14 protein-coding genes and 4 tRNA genes are annotated in these 14,350 nt (G+C 52.0%); 14 read left to right on the top strand and 4 right to left on the bottom strand.

Going from position 1 to position 14,350, the window contains the following annotated elements; genetic code table 11:
* Positions 1–310: 310 nt before the first annotated feature.
* Genes ACFWUB_RS03415 through ACFWUB_RS03405 form a run of 3 tightly spaced genes read right to left on the bottom strand, consistent with a single transcriptional unit; the run spans position 311 to position 1,464 of the window.
* Complete coding sequence (locus ACFWUB_RS03415; protein ID WP_416184231.1) at positions 311–628, bottom strand: hypothetical protein; 318 nt, start codon at positions 626–628, stop codon at positions 311–313.
* A complete protein-coding gene (locus ACFWUB_RS03410) occupies positions 609–1,313 on the bottom strand; it encodes an ABC transporter ATP-binding protein (RefSeq protein WP_416184230.1) in 705 nt (234 codons plus the stop codon). The genes ACFWUB_RS03415 and ACFWUB_RS03410 overlap by 20 nt, the downstream gene beginning before the upstream one ends.
* Positions 1,285–1,464 (bottom strand): hypothetical protein, encoded by a 180-nt coding sequence (locus ACFWUB_RS03405; RefSeq protein WP_416184229.1) that lies wholly within the window; start codon positions 1,462–1,464, stop codon positions 1,285–1,287. The genes ACFWUB_RS03410 and ACFWUB_RS03405 overlap by 29 nt, the downstream gene beginning before the upstream one ends.
* Before the next feature lie 38 nt (positions 1,465–1,502).
* Here ACFWUB_RS03405 and ACFWUB_RS03400 point away from each other — a divergent pair, with 38 nt between their 5' ends.
* The 12 genes from ACFWUB_RS03400 (at position 1,503) to ACFWUB_RS03345 (ending at position 11,565) form a co-directional block, all read left to right on the top strand.
* Entirely contained in the window at positions 1,503–1,790 is a 288-nt protein-coding gene (locus ACFWUB_RS03400; protein WP_416184228.1) for a hypothetical protein, read from the top strand.
* A 283-nt stretch (positions 1,791–2,073) separates the two neighbouring features.
* Positions 2,074–3,327, top strand: a complete 1,254-nt coding sequence (locus tag ACFWUB_RS03395) for a pyridoxal phosphate-dependent aminotransferase (protein WP_020311256.1) — start codon at positions 2,074–2,076, stop codon at positions 3,325–3,327.
* Between the two features lie 26 nt (positions 3,328–3,353).
* On the top strand, positions 3,354–4,154 hold the full coding sequence (gene proC / locus ACFWUB_RS03390) for a pyrroline-5-carboxylate reductase (protein WP_302681275.1): 801 nt from the start codon (positions 3,354–3,356) through the stop codon (positions 4,152–4,154).
* A 445-nt stretch (positions 4,155–4,599) separates the two neighbouring features.
* The gene (locus ACFWUB_RS03385) at positions 4,600–6,147 is read left to right on the top strand and encodes an L-lactate permease (RefSeq protein ID WP_416184227.1); all 1,548 of its coding nucleotides are present in this window, start codon (positions 4,600–4,602) and stop codon (positions 6,145–6,147) included.
* A gap of 478 nt (positions 6,148–6,625) precedes the next feature.
* Positions 6,626–8,047, top strand: coding sequence for an FAD-binding oxidoreductase (locus tag ACFWUB_RS03380; RefSeq protein WP_292299228.1), 1,422 nt, complete (start codon positions 6,626–6,628; stop codon positions 8,045–8,047).
* Positions 8,048–8,191: 144 nt separating this feature from the next.
* Positions 8,192–9,475: a nickel-dependent lactate racemase gene (larA, locus tag ACFWUB_RS03375; RefSeq protein WP_020311252.1), complete on the top strand. Its 1,284-nt coding sequence runs from the start codon at positions 8,192–8,194 to the stop codon at positions 9,473–9,475.
* A gap of 233 nt (positions 9,476–9,708) precedes the next feature.
* The gene (locus ACFWUB_RS03370) at positions 9,709–10,407 is read left to right on the top strand and encodes a TerC family protein (protein WP_416184226.1); all 699 of its coding nucleotides are present in this window, start codon (positions 9,709–9,711) and stop codon (positions 10,405–10,407) included.
* Between the two features lie 58 nt (positions 10,408–10,465).
* A tRNA-Pro gene (locus tag ACFWUB_RS03365) sits at positions 10,466–10,542 on the top strand.
* Between the two features lie 70 nt (positions 10,543–10,612).
* Positions 10,613–10,704 (top strand) — tRNA-Ser (locus ACFWUB_RS03360).
* Positions 10,705–10,856: 152 nt separating this feature from the next.
* Positions 10,857–11,276: a C-GCAxxG-C-C family protein gene (locus tag ACFWUB_RS03355; protein ID WP_239639900.1), complete on the top strand. Its 420-nt coding sequence runs from the start codon at positions 10,857–10,859 to the stop codon at positions 11,274–11,276.
* A 66-nt stretch (positions 11,277–11,342) separates the two neighbouring features.
* Positions 11,343–11,419, top strand: a tRNA-Pro gene (locus ACFWUB_RS03350).
* 54 nt (positions 11,420–11,473) lie between these two features.
* A tRNA-Ser gene (locus ACFWUB_RS03345) sits at positions 11,474–11,565 on the top strand.
* A gap of 38 nt (positions 11,566–11,603) precedes the next feature.
* On the opposite strand, the gene ACFWUB_RS03340 is transcribed toward ACFWUB_RS03345, so the two are convergent.
* The gene (locus ACFWUB_RS03340; RefSeq protein WP_416184225.1) at positions 11,604–11,765 is read right to left on the bottom strand and encodes a hypothetical protein; all 162 of its coding nucleotides are present in this window, start codon (positions 11,763–11,765) and stop codon (positions 11,604–11,606) included.
* Positions 11,766–11,996: 231 nt separating this feature from the next.
* Between ACFWUB_RS03340 and ACFWUB_RS03335 the strand changes: the two genes are divergently transcribed.
* Both ACFWUB_RS03335 and ACFWUB_RS03330 read left to right on the top strand, forming a co-directional pair.
* Positions 11,997–12,917, top strand: a complete 921-nt coding sequence (locus ACFWUB_RS03335; RefSeq protein ID WP_020311249.1) for an alpha/beta hydrolase — start codon at positions 11,997–11,999, stop codon at positions 12,915–12,917.
* A 56-nt stretch (positions 12,918–12,973) separates the two neighbouring features.
* Positions 12,974–14,287 (top strand): zinc ribbon domain-containing protein, encoded by a 1,314-nt coding sequence (locus tag ACFWUB_RS03330; RefSeq protein WP_020311248.1) that lies wholly within the window; start codon positions 12,974–12,976, stop codon positions 14,285–14,287.
* The last annotated feature ends 63 nt before the right edge of the window (positions 14,288–14,350 follow it).

The raw sequence follows: 14,350 nt of genomic DNA, 5'->3' as shown, positions 1-14,350 counted from the left end.
TCTCAGACCGCCTTTGGCGGTCAGCTCCCCTATAAAGGGAGCCTTGAGCGACCCGCTGTGATATTTGACCACAGCCTATTCAGAATGATGGCTCGTAGGACTGCGGCTGCTAACGACTGACTGCTAAGCTGGTAGGGGCGCCCACGTGGGGCGCCCGTTCGGAATAATGGTATATCCATCATACATGACAGGTGATGCAGGAAAACACGCACATATATCAGCATACGTTATGCTCACATGGTCATAGCGGGCTTGCCACGTGCAAGCCCTACGATATCGCATACAGGTGATAGTCATTAACAGCTGACGGCTACTTCTTCCACGGGCAGAGTTTTCGTTCGGCTATATCGAGGGCCATGTAGGCGATGATGCCGATGGCGGCCAGGGTCAGGATGGCGGCGTACATTTCTTCATAGTTGCGGACTTCCATGCGGTACAGGCTGGATGCGATGTGCGGCCAAAGGACGCCTGTCGTCATCAGGGCATACCAGGTCTGGCAGACGCGGTACGGTGCCGGCAGCAAGGGCTTGTTCAGTACCATGCTGGCCGCCTGCCATAAGGCGCCGATGATGAAAAAGGCCAGCAGGAGATGGGCCATATCGATGGGATCACTTGTTTTTCCGGACATCTTCGATGACACCTCCTGTCCTGGCGAAGACGATGGTCTTGTCACCCAGGGCCGCTGCTTCTTCCGGACTGTGGGTGACGAGAATCATCGCGGTCTGACTTTTTACGATGTATTGTTGGAAGAGGTCATGGCATTGACGGCGCATGTCCGGGTCCAGGGCTGAGAAGGGTTCATCCAGGAGCAGCAACTTCGGCTGCATGGCCATGGCCCGGCCCAGGGCGGTCCGCTGTTTCTGGCCGCCTGAGAGTTCCCCCGGATAGTGATGGCGGACGGCTGTCAGGCCCAGCGTGTCCAAGAGGGAGGCCAGCTGGTCCTTATCCAGGGGAGAACCGTGGAGCCTGCCTGGAAGGAGAATATTTTCTTCGACCGTCTTCCACGGGAAAAGGCCATAGTCCTGGAAGACGATGGCCAGGTCCGGCCTGGGAGCGGTCATTTTTTGGCCTGCAAAATAAATCTGCCCTTCTGTCGGTGCCTGCAGGCCGGCGATGAGGCGCAGCAGTGTCGATTTCCCGCAGCCCGACGGCCCGGAGACGGTCAGGTGCTCTCCCTGGGCGAGGCTGAATGAGATGTGCTGGAGCATGGCCTGGATGCCCCTGCGGCTGTGATAGGCGAGGCCCACGTCGTCTAAGCGCAGCAGCGGTCCGGCCATAGGCTGATTACTGGACATGGGCGACCATTTCGTCATAGCTGTAGGCCTTGGGCAACAGGCCTTTTTCTACCATCCAGTTCATGATACGGCTGACTTCTTCTTCTGTCGGCAGGGCGTGGGCCGTATAAGACGGCGTACGGTACGAACCGGCGACGGCGGCCGGGATGTTGGCCTTCTTCATAGCCATGTCGCGATAGGCATCGGGCTGGCTGCTGCGGCGTCGTAATGCTGCTGTTCGGCGACGATACGACGAGGAACCGGCCTTCCTGGGGGACGGCACCGAGAGCCATGGCGACGACGCGGACGTCTGTACCGGCTTTTTTCAGCAAGGCCGTGACGATCATGTCGGTCATCATGCCGTCCAGTTCACCGGCTTCCATGGCTTTTTGCTGGTCCGCAGCGGAGCTGAATTCAATGACCTGGACGTCGACACCGTGTTTGGCAAAGAGTTTTTCTGTTTCTGCCCTGGCAGGCTGTCAGCATGAGGGCCGAGCAGGCCAGCACAGCGGCTAATACAAAACGTAATACACGATTCATGGGGAAGACCTCTTTTCATAGAATAAAAATGCATAAAAGTAACACGAAATATGTTATATACTCTTTATTATAGGAGAGTCATGATATAATTTCAACCGTTTTATGCTAAGATAGCAAATGGGATTAACTTTGATTGTCCAAGAGGCGTTATTCCTTTTGTATTTTGAATACATGACAGATATATGCAATATGTTTATTGTCTTTCGATTTTGAATGTGGTATAAATGTATATGTACATAAGAAAGGGGAGTTGATTCATATGGTAAAAAGTGTTGCCGCACCGCAGGCAAAAGGGAAGAGTGCTGAAGATAAGATTTTTGGTGCTAACAACCGTGCCGTAGCTTTGACCGAAAAATTGGGGGCAGATAAAGTTATTAATGGGACAGTCGGTTCCATGCTCGATGAAGATGGGAATCTCATCATGCTCGACGTCGTCCAGAAAGCCTATAAAGCCTTGACGCCGAAAGAAATTGTCGCCTATGCGCCGATCCAGGGCTATCCCGATTATTTGGAAGCTGCTATCGACCAGTGCTTCGGTGAATCCCGTCCGGAAGGCTACATCCGCGCCTGTGCTACGTCCGGCGGTTCCGGTGTCCTCCATCACGTCATTCACAACTATTCCGAATGGGGCGATGAAGTCCTGACCAGTGACTGGCATTGGGGGGCTTACGGTTCCATGTGCAACGATAATGGCCGCAAACTCCGTGAATTTGAACTGCTCACGCCCGATGGCCATTTCAATATGGAAAGCTTCAAAGCCAACGTCAGCGACATGGTTGCCAAACAGTACAACACGGTTATCATCATGAATTCGCCGGCCAACAACCCGACGGGTTACGGCCTCTCCGATTCGGAATGGGACGAAGTCCTGGCCTTCTTGAAAGATGTCGTCAAAGGCAAGGATAAGAACATCATCTTCGTCTCCGACGTCGCTTATCTCGACTACAGCGGCGAAAAACATGAATGCCGCAAATTCTTCAAGAAATTCGGCAACATGCCGGACAACGTCCTCATCGTCGTCGCCTACACCTGCAGTAAAGGCTTCACCATGTATGGCCAGCGTATGGGCGCCATGATCTGCGTCACGCCGAACAAGGATATTGCTGATGAATTCGTCGCCATCAATCAGTATACCAGCCGCGCTACCTGGTCGAACTCCAACAGCGCTGCCATGAAGGTCATGGCCAATATCTGCAAGGACCCGGCCAAAGTCGCTGAACTCGATGCGGAACGGGCTAAATATTTCCACCTCATCCAGGAACGGGCTGACTTGTTCATGAAAGAAGCCGATGAATGTGGCTTGAAATATTTGCGTTACATTTCGGGCTTCTTCATCACAATCCCTATGGAAGGGTCCCAGAAAGTCTGCGATGAACTGGAAAAAGAAAATATCTTCCTCGTTCCCTTGGGCAAAGGTATCCGCCTGGCTGTCTGCTCTGTTTCCAAGAAGAAGATCCACGGCCTGGCTGCCAAGATTAAAGCGACCTTGGATGCCGTCGGCGCTAAACAGTAAGTCCGTATCGGAAAGGGAGGCTTCCTATGTTCCAGACAATCGGTGTCTGCGGGACGGGCAATATGGGCCGGGCCATCGTCAAAGGCCTGGTAGCTGCCCATGCCATTGCTGCAGACCATATCTATCTTTATAATATCCACAAGGAAAAGGCCGAAGCCCTGGCCAAAGAAACGGGAGCTGTCGTCGTCGACACGCCGGAAGAACTGGCACGCCAGTCCCAGGGCCTGATCATGGCCGTCAAGCCGAACATCATGGAATTGGCACTGGAAGCCGTCCGGGAATCCCTTCCGGCCGATAGCGTCCTCATTTCCATCGCCGCCGGCATCTCTTTGGAAAAGCTGGCCTTTTACACCGGTCCGGAAACGAAAATCGTCCGGGTCATGCCCAATACGCCGGCCATGGTCGGCGAAGGCATGGCCTCCGTATCGCCCAATGTCAACGTGACTGAAGCCGAAACGGCCGATGTCGTCGCCATCTTTTCCAGCTTTGGCAAAGCCGTCGTGACCGATGAAAAGCTCATCGACGCCGTCTGTGGCCTGAGCGGCAGCGGTCCGGCTTACGTCTATATGTTCATCGAAGCCCTGGCCGACGGCGCTGTCCGCGAAGGGATGCCCCGCCAGATGGCCTATACCTTTGCGGCCCAGACCGTATTGGGAGCAGCCAAGATGGTCCTGGAAACAGGCCGCCATCCCGGTGCCCTGAAAGATGACGTCTGCTCGCCAGGCGGCACGACTATCGAAGCCGTCCGGACCCTGGAAGAAAGCAGCTTCCGCGCTGCCACCATGAACGCCGTCATCGCGTCGGCAGAAAAGAATAAGAGTTTATAGTTTGTAGTATGGAGTTTGTAGAAGAGGGCTTTAAATTAAAAAAACATTTACTAAAAACTACAAACTGCAAACTTAATACTCAAAAAGAGGCTGTCCTAATGTGACAGCCTCTTTTTTTGCACGGTTATGCGATTTATACATAAAACGTTAAATTACATAAAATCATTTATAAAATGATAAATGATTATTTACGGCTTATAAACTCCACATTTTAGTGTAGTAATATGCAAAATAGTAAACATTGGTGTTCGCTATATCGAAAATAGGTATACGCTCATGTCTAAATGTAATTTACAAATATGACATTGAGGTATATAATAACAGTATAGAGCTTGTATCCGGATGCAATCTAAGTGAGAAATGGCGTTATTCGTGGTTCGTTCATGAATAAGCCCCCGCCTGTTAGAGGCGTGAAAAGTATTTTATTATGAAAGGGTGGTATGTAATGGTTATATTGGCCTTGCTCCCAATCCTATTCCTAATCGTAGCATTGGGGTTCTTGAAGATGGCCGGTTGGAAAGCGTGCCCAATCGCGGCTATCATCGCATTTGTTGTCGCTGTATTCTGTTATAATATGTCAGTTCCCATTGCCATTTCGGCAGCCCTCGAAGGCGTAGCCCTGGCATGCTGGCCGATCTTGCTGGTCATCATCATGGCCCTGTTCGCTTACAAATTGACTGTAGCCACAGGCAGCCTGGAAGTCATCAAACAGATGCTGACCACTGTCAGTGAAGATAAACGTGTCGTATTCCTGCTCATCGCTTGGGGTTTCGGGACGTTCATGGAAGGCATGGCAGGTTTTGGTACTGCTGTTGCTATCCCGGCTGCTATGCTGGTTGCCCTCGGGTATCCGCCGATCAAGACCATCGTCGCCTGCTTGATTTCCAACGCCGTAGCACCGTCCTTCGGGTCCATCGGTATCCCGACGACGACCATGGCTGCTGTCACCGGTTTGGATGCCGGCGTCCTGGCTACGAAAGTCTCGATTGTATCCTTTATTCCTGACCTCATCGCTCCGTTCCTGATCGTCATCTGCATCGGCGGCGGTATCAAAGCCATCAAAGGCGTCGGTATCGTAACCCTGCTCTCCGGTCTGGCCCTGGCTATTCCGGAACTGTTCATTTCCATGACTATCGGCGCTGAACTGCCGGTCATGGTTTCATCCATCATCATCATGGCTGTCATCGTCCTCTATTCCCGCGCTTGCAAGACGACAAGCAATCCGGAATACAAGTTCGATATTGACACGACAAATCAGAAAGCTGTTTCCTTCGGTGAAGGCGTCAAAGCAGCTATGATCTTCATCCTTATCTTCGTATTCCTCGTCGGTACGTCGAAACTGTTCCCGTTCATCAACGGTCCGCTGGCTTCGATTAAAACGACTGTTCCTATCTATGCCGGCCCGGGTGCCAAACCTTATACCTTCACATGGATCGCTGTTCCTGGCGTCATGATCTTCATCGCCACTATCCTCGGCGGCCTCTATCAGGGTGCTTCCATCGGTAAGATCGCTCAGGTCTTCAAAGATAACTTCGTCGGCCTGCGCTTCACGTACCTGACCATCATCGCCGTCGTCGTCGTCGCTAAGATTATGACCTACTCCGGCATGACCAAGGAAATCGCTGATGCCCTCGTATTTGCAACAGGCAATGCATATCCTATCGTTGCTCCGTTCGTCGGCGGTCTTGGCGCATTCATTACCGGGTCCTGCACGAACGCCAACGTCCTCTTCGGGCCGTTGCAGACATCCGTTGCATCCAGCCTGGGCATGAGCCAGCCGTGGCTTGCAGGTGCCAGCTCCCTCGGTGGTTGTATCGGCAAGATGCTTTCGCCGCAGAGTATCGCTCTTGGCGTCGGCGCTGTCGGTGCTGTTGCTGAAGGCAAGGAAGGCGAAGTCATGCGCGGTACTGTTGGTTATTGCCTGTTCATGCTGGTCATCGCAGGTATCATTACCATCATCGCTCCGAGCGTCGTTCCCTTCTTAGTCAACTAAGCGAATAGAAAACGCCATATAGCAGAGATGCATAAAAAGGTATGCTACATATCCATGTAGCATACCTTTTTCTATAATAAACAATGTGATATAATCGGATGTGAAATGTTCTATATGCGAAACATTTCCTTACGGGAATAATACTGTATTACCAAGATGTATATATAAAAAATAAGAAAAAATAAATACTATTTAAAATTTTACGTTTTGTTTTAGATTATTTAAAAATCGACAGTTCTTATGATAAGTTGTCATAGAACACGATGAATCAATCGAAAAATGATATGCGTAAAATGTGCAAATGTAATTTACATGCATGAGGAAGTAGAGTATAATAATACCTGTAAGAGATAAACGGAAGGTAAAAGAAATACATTAGTTTATACTTCCGTTATATTCGGTCTTAAATCCGGTCCTCATGACTGGATGCAGAAATAAGTGTTAGGCTTATAATTTAAACTATTTGGAGGTATGTATTATGGCAAAAGGTAAAGTTTCCCCGGAGTTGATTGAACAGTTCAAACAGATCGTCGGCGAAAAGTATGTTTATACGGACAAAGATAAACTCGAACCGTATTCCCATGACGAAGTAACGGACCCCCATTACATGAAAGAACCGCAGGTCGTTGTTCTTCCGGCTACTACTGAAGAAGTTTCCAAAGTCGTTAAGCTCTGCTATGAAAACGATACGGTAATGGTTCCTCGTGCAGCTGGTACGGGCTTGGCAGCTGGTGCTGTTGCTACTTTCGGCGGCGTCATCATCTCCATTGAACGTATGAACAAAATCCTCGAAATCGATAAAGACAACATGGTTTGTGTTTCCGAAGCTGGCGTTACGACGTCTGTCCTCCAGGATGCAGTCCAGAAGGAAGGCCTCTTCTACGGCGGCGACCCCTGCAGTGGGGACTCCTGCTTCATCGGCGGTAACGTTGCAACCAACGCTGGCGGCAACCGCGCTGTTAAATATGGCGTAACTCGTGACCAGGTCATGGGCATGGAAGTCGTTACTCCGACTGGCGAAGTCGTAACTCTCGGCGGTAAATTCCGTAAGAACGCTACAGGCTACATGCTGATGCACCTCTTCATCGGTTCTGAAGGTACCCTCGGTATCATCACCAAAGTTTACCTCAAATTGGTTGCTCTTCCGAAATATCAGCAGGACCTCCTGGTTGTATTCGACAACCTCGACGATGCTATCGCTTTGACACCGAAAGTCATGAACGCTGGTATCACTCCAGTCTGCGTAGAATTCATGGATAACGCTTCCATCAAACAGGTCGAAGTATTCCTCGACGAAAAACTGCCGAAATCTGAAAATGGTAACTACATCATCATCCAGATCGCTGGCGACAACGAAGACGTCCTCATGGATCAGTGCGAAAAAATCGTTGAACTCGCTGAAGACAACAACGCTATCGACTCCCTGGTTGCTGACCCGGCTGTTATTTGGAAATCCCGTAAAGCATACCTCGAAGCTGACCGCGCTCGCAGCTTAGTCTTCTCCATGGAAGATATCGTCGTTCCGATGACGGAAATCCCGGGTGCTGTACAGAAGATTTCCCGCCTCGGCGAAAAATACAATGTCGCTATGCACTGCGCTGGCCACTGCGGCGACGGCAACGTCCATATCGATATCTTGAAAGATGACCGTACTCAGGAAGAATGGGAAGAAATGCTTCCGAAGATCCAGGGCGAAATCTACGCTCTCGTCTACAAACTCGGCGGCCGTCTCTCCGGTGAACACGGCATTGGCTACAAACGTGAAGCACTTCTTGAAAAATACACCGACCCGGTTGAACTCAAGATGATGAAAGCTGTCAAGAAAGCACTGGATCCGAAGAACATCATGAATCCGGGCAAAGTTGTCAGCATCAACGACGAAGTCCCTGTCGAAGAATAATTCACAGTTACATACTAAAGGAAAAGGGCAAGGCGCAAGGCTTTGCCCTTTCTTCTTTTTTACATCCAAAAACATATTGTTTATGCAACTACAGGCTATTCACAAACATATATATAGCCATGAACTAAGAAAGGATGTGCAGTTATGCATACATTTAGCTTGCCCTTTGGCAAAGAAAAAATCAAATTCGAACTGCCAGAAGAACAGGTCGCCGGCGTCCTCGTCTCCCACGCCCATGAATACAAGGCGCCGAAATCGGAAGCGGAACTCGTCGCCGATGCCCTGGCCAACCCGATTGGCAGCCCGAAATTAAGCGAATTGGCAAAGGGGAAGAAGAACTGCGTCATTATTTCCAGTGACCATACCCGCCCGGTACCGAGCCACATCATCATGCCCCAGCTCCTGGCAGAACTGCGCAAGGGGAACCCGGATATCGACATTACCATCCTCATCGCTACGGGCATGCACCGGGCTACGACTAAGGAAGAATTAATTGCCAAGTATGGCAAAGAAATTGCGGAACATGAAAAATTCGTCATCCATGTCAGCCGCAACGACGAAGACATGGTCAGCGTTGGTACTTTGCCCTCTGGTGGTGACTGCCGTATCAACAAAGTAGCCGCTAATGCGGACTTGCTCATTTCCGAAGGCTTCATCGAACCGCATTTCTTCGCCGGCATGTCGGGTGGCCGTAAATCCGTCCTGCCTGGTATCGCCAGCAAGGTCACGGTCCTGGCCAACCACTGCTCGGAATTCATCAACAGCCCCAACGCCCGCACGGGTATCCTCCAGGGCAATCCCATCCATGAAGATATGCTCTATGCGGCTAAAGCGGCTAAATTAGCCTTCATCTGCAACGTCGTCATCGATGCGGACAAGAAAGTCATCGCTGCCTTTGCCGGCGACCGCGAAAAAGCTCACTATGCCGGCGCTGACTTTGAAATGAAACTGGCTGGCGTCAAACCCGTCCCGGCTGACATCGTCATCACCACCAACGGCGGCTATCCCCTGGACCAGAACATTTACCAGTCCGTCAAAGGCATGACCGCTGCCGAAGCGACCTGCAAAGAAGGCGGCGTCATCATCGACGTATCGTCCTGCTCTGACGGTCATGGCGGCGAAGATTTCTACAACAACCTGAAGAATGCCGAATCCATCCAGAAAGCCATGGACGAAATCCTGGCCCGCGGCCGCAACGAAACGGTCTTCGACCAGTGGGAAGCCCAGATCCTCATGCGTATGCTCCTGAAATTCACCATCATCATGGTCACTGAAGCCCCGCAGCAGATGGTCGAAGACATGCACATGAAATACGCTGCCTCCATCGACGACGCCCTGGCTATGGCCAAAGACGTCCTGGCGAAAAAAGGCATTACCGACCCGAAAATCACCGTCATCCCCGATGGCGTATCGGTCATCGTGAAATAAGAACCATTTGTCGCTCGTAATATGGTGTTTGTAGGGGCTCGCACGTGGCGAGCCCGCCGGGGATATGCGGGATACTTGTAAACTTGATTTGTGTGAGCGGGCGTCCCACGTGGACGCCCCTACAGAAAAAGGCGCTGTCTTCATGGGACAGCGCCTTTTTCTTGCTATCCCACCGTAATTATCATATAATGGGGGAGATGTAAATTTGTCTTAACGTATAAGGGGGACTTACCTTGGAAGGGTTAGAATCGACGCTTGTCTTTGATATCACTATGATTTTGCAGGTCGTGCTTATCGACTTGGCCTTAGGCGGCGATAATTCCATCGTCATCGGCATGGCCGCCAAGAATCTGCCTAAGCATTTGCAGAAGCGGGCTATTTTATATGGTACGGCCGGGGCCATCTGTATGCGTTTCATCATGGCCTTTATCGTGTCCTGGCTCTTCCAGATTCCCTTCTTGAAGACCGTCGGAGCCATCATGCTGGTCCTCATCGGCATCAAGCTCATCGGCGCCGACGACCAGGAAGAAGACGTCCACGTCGAAGCCAAGGACTCGCTCTGGGCGGCTGTGCGGACCATCATCATGGCCGACGCCCTCATGAGCCTCGATAACGTCCTGGGCATCGTCGGCGTCACCAATAACCATTGGGGCCTGCTCATGTTCGGCATGCTCATTTCCGTGCCGATCATCGTCTTTGGCAGCACCATCGTCGTCAAAGTCATGAACCGCTTTCCCATCCTCATCTACATCGGCGGCGCCATCCTCGGCTGGGCTTCGGGCGGCATGATGGCGACAGACCATTATCTGGCCCAATACGTCAGCCTGGCGGCCAATAATCCGACAGAACTGAAAATCATCCTGCTGGTCGTTACCATTGCCGGCGGATTCATTTGGAAGCGGATCCATAAAAATAAAGAAGTTGTCGCCTGACACGAGAAAAAAAGCTTGACTTTTTCTTCCAGTATGGTATTATATACAAGTCAGGTAACGGGGCGTAGCGCAGTTTGGTAGCGCGCTTGGTTCGGGACTAAGAGGTCGCAGGTTCAAATCCTGTCGCCCCGACCATATTTTTACACATTGGATGTCGATCCCGAGGGCATCAAATAACTGCATAATCAAACAATGTGTAAGCCATGGAGAGCTGTCCGAGTGGCTGAAGGAGCATGATTGGAAATCATGTATAGGGCGAACGCTCTATCGTGGGTTCAAATCCCACGCTCTCCGCCAGAATGTAAAAAGGGGATGTCGCATATGCGGCATCCCCTTTTTGAGCATTAAGTTTGCAGCTTATAGTTTTTAGTGAATGATTTTAAATTTAAAGCCATTTTTCTGCAAACTACAAACTCTGTACTACAAATGCTGTTTTTCAAGGAGGTCTTATGATGGAAAAGGTAAGAGAATTGGCGGCACAGTACCAGCAGGCCGGGAATAATTGTGCTGAAACGGTGGTCAAGGTCTGCAATGATTGTCTGGATTTGAAGCTGCCGCCGGAAACGCTGCGCATGGTGTCCGTCCTCGGCGGCGGGGTGGCCGGTTCGGGCTGTCTTTGCGGGGCTTTGAACGGGGCCTGTCTGGTCCTGGGCTGTCTCGTCGGCCGCACGACGCCGGAGGAAAAGACGAAGGCCGAAGTCAATCAGCCTGTACGGGAATTCCAGAAAATCTGGCTCGACCGCTTCCATGCGACGTGCTGCCGCGTCCTCAAGAGTCCGGCCAACGGCGGTCCCGTATCGTGCGGCGACCTCATGGCCGATACGTCGGCCATGCTCATCGATTTCATCCGGGAAAAGAAGCTGGCCTGATGGGATGATTGAATTTTTTTCCTTGACTTTTTTCGTAGATATGGTATTATGTATAAGTCAGGTCAACGGGGCGTAGCGCAGTTTGGTAGCGCGCTTGGTTCGGGACTAAGAGGTCGCAGGTTCAAATCCTGTCGCCCCGACCATACTTTACATATCGGCATTTATCCCGAAGATGTCAGGAAAGATATGTAAGACGCGGAGAGCTGTCCGAGCGGCTGAAGGAGCATGATTGGAAATCATGTATAGGGCGAACGCTCTATCGTGGGTTCAAATCCCACGCTCTCCGCCACACAGGACTTTTAGAGGGACTGTCGCATGAGGCTTAGGTCACGTGCGCAGCCCCTTTTTATTTATAGTTTGTAGTACGGAGTTTGTAGTTTGTAGAAGTGGCTTTAAATTTTTTACCATTTGCTGAAAACTAAAAACTACAAACTTAAAACTCAAAAAAAGAGGCTGTCTTAATGCGACAGCCTCTTTTTTTGTATCCATCCTATTCATGCGTGCTGTTTTGTGCTACAATTAAAAACTATATAAGCAGCACCTCTGTAGTAGGGGCTTGCACGTGGCAAGCCCGCTCCAGGATATGAGCGATTTTCCCGTTTAGGGAGAGTGCCGCCCAGTATCCAGCAGGTCGCCCGCGTGGCGACCCCTACGGTGCCAAAAGGGATATTTTTTGTTACAATTTAAAACTATATAAGAAGAGGGAAAGAGGGGTTTACGATGAGTGCAATTAAAACGGAACTGGCAGCTTTTATCGCTGCCCATACGAGTGAGGATTTTGTCATGACGCCGATTACCATGCGCGAAGCGTCGCTGCATACGGCATGGGAACAAGAGCTGCCGAAAGTGCCGATGGCATCGGTCGTCGATACGGTATTGGACGGCTGTGAGGTCTACGACGTGCCGGTCCGCATCTATATTCCCGATACGAGCCGGCCCCTGCCGGTCCTGATCTACTATCATGGCGGCGGTTTTGCCATCGACACGGTCGCCGTCTATGACCCGGTCTGCCGCCGCATTGCCCAGGCAACGCAGCATATCGTCATTTCTCCGGAATATCGCCTGGCTCCGGAAAATCCTTATCCTGCGGCCTATGAAGATGCCCTGGCCGTAGCCCGGAAGGCCCTGCCTGCGCTCGATGCCTTGCAGATCCCCTACCAGGCGGACCTGACCTTGTGCGGTGACAGCGCCGGCGGCTGCATGGCAGCTTATACGAGCCAGGCCCTGCAGCATGATGCATCCCTTCCGCTGACTCATCAGATCCTGGTCTATCCCTGCCTGGATATGACCCACTCCTTCCCGTCGGTCCAGGAGAACTGCAATACCCAGACGGGCTTTACGCCGGCCAAGATGACCTGGTATTTCAACCAGTGTTTCCGTCCCGGTGACGACCGCCGGGATGCCTCACCCCTCTTTGGCGAATTGTCGGCAGATATGCCGGCGACGCTGGTCTTGACGACGCAGTTCTGCCCCTTCCGCGACGAAGGCCGCGATTACGTGCGTCGCCTGGCTGAAAAGGGCGTGCGGGCGGAAACGTATAATTACGGCAACATGGTCCATTCGTACCTCAACTTTGAAAAAATATGCTACGACGAAATCTGCGACACCTACCGGCGCATGGCCGATTTTTTGCAAGACTGAGGGAAATGGCTTATACTAGAAGCATGTACTTACGCTAAGTAAAGGATGTGTATTTTATGAAGAAATGCCAACAATGCGGGGCGCCCTTGCAGGATGACGACCGCTTTTGTCAGGCCTGCGGCGCTGAACAGCTGCCGGAAGGGGAGCCGAAGAAACGCATTTGTCCGGAATGTGGCAAATGGGTGAGCGTCGATGGGAAATTCTGCCCATTCTGCGGTGCCGAACTGCCGAAAATGGATGATGACGAACCGGTCATCGACGAAGCGACGGGAACGGAAACCTTTGTCCATAAGCACCGGGAACCGGTCCGGGACGAAGAGCCGCAGCGGCCGCCGCAGCCGATGGAACGACCGGTCATGACGGGCCGGCCGACGCCGCCGCCTTTTCAGGAAAAGCCTTTTTACGTGCGCTATCAGAAGGCCATCATCGCCGGTATCGTCGTCCTCGTCCTGGCTCTGGCCGCTGCCGTGGCCTTTCACTTCTATGGCAGCCGCAGCAGCGGGGACTATGTGAAGGATGCCGTTTCCCTGTCGCAGCAGCTGGCGTCGGAAAATGAATCCGCCACCAGTACGGCCAAGCGCCTGAGCCAGAAGAGCAAAGGCGACGATGTCGATTCCCTGGTCAAGGATTTGGGCAAGAGCCGCAAGAACGTCGAAAAGATGGCCAAGAATTATCAGCCCAAGACCATCCCCGACCAGTATGCCGCCGATGACAAGGCTATCCGCGAAGTCATGCGCGACCAGATGGCCATGTATGACACGGCCATGACGATTGCTGAAAATCCGTCAGACGACGCTATCAGCGAAAAATTGGATGACCTGCGCGACGAAGTCCAGAAGGCCAAGAAGACGGCGCGGACCATCAAGGTCCCCGGTGCCGATTTCACAGCTGCCGTCGATGGCGACGACCTGGTCAGCTACCTGGAAAAATACGTCAGCGTCCAGACCAAGCCCGATGAAAAGCCGCAGCCTGAAGCCAAGGCCAATCCGGATAAGCAGATCCTGGCGTCCTATGCCAGCAGCAAGGACTTGTTCAACGACGATATCGGCAAATTGGCCGGCGACATCAACGCCTACTTGAATGACCACACGGACTTCAAGGGCAATCGCGAATTCACCAGCCGGGCCAATACGCTCTACGTCCAGATTTCCAAGACCCGCAGCCAGCTGGACAACGATACGTCCATCGACAATACGGCCATGAAATATAAGCTCGATGCCCTCTTCCAGGCCGAACAGGACCGCGTCCGCGGCCTCTACGACGGCGTCAGCGCCAGCCAGCGCGGACAGGACTACCGCCCAGGCTTCCAGCGGGGCCAGGCCGCATCGAACCGCTACGATAAACTCAACGACGAATGGAATAGTTTGTAATGTTCGTGGCCCCTACGGCTGAATGGTGAATCACCCATATCCCGGGGCGGGCGCCCCGCGTGG

The sequence above is a fragment of the Megasphaera sp. genome (assembly GCF_047831605.1).
Taxonomy (GTDB): domain Bacteria; phylum Bacillota; class Negativicutes; order Veillonellales; family Megasphaeraceae; genus Megasphaera; species Megasphaera intestinihominis.
This window is presented reverse-complemented; position numbering and strand designations above follow the sequence as displayed.